The organism is Gluconobacter sp. P1D12_c, assembly GCF_018812105.1.
Lineage (GTDB): Bacteria > Pseudomonadota > Alphaproteobacteria > Acetobacterales > Acetobacteraceae > Gluconobacter > Gluconobacter oxydans_A.
Genome location: NZ_JACSIQ010000898.1, coordinates 1 through 354 on the forward strand (window position 1 = coordinate 1; position 354 = coordinate 354).

Sequence of the window (354 nt, forward strand, 5' to 3'; positions counted from 1 at the left end):
GTATCATACATCCGGCGAAGCTCTTTTTGCTGACGTTCAGAAAGCTTGGGTTTCTTTCCGCGTAGTTTACCTTTGTCGCGTGCAACGGCCATCCCTTCACGAGTACGCATCCGGATCAGATCGGCTTCAAACTCCGCGAAAGTCGCAAGGATGTTGAAGAACAACTTGCCCATTGGATCAGACGGATCGTGAATACTGTTCCCAAGTTGAAGCTTCACGCCACGGGATGCCAGGCTGTCGCCAATAAGCCGTGCATCAGGGACAGAGCGGGCCAGTCGATCAAGCTTTGGTACGACCAAAGTATCGCCACTACGAACAGCCGCCAGTGCCTGGTCAAGGCCGGCCCTTTCCCGG

1 protein-coding gene is annotated in these 354 nt (G+C 54.5%); it reads right to left on the reverse strand.

Translation table 11 applies throughout. The features are described 5' to 3' along the window. On the reverse strand, positions 1–354 hold a 354-nt coding region (locus KP705_RS19705; protein WP_215765537.1), incomplete at both ends, for a recombinase family protein.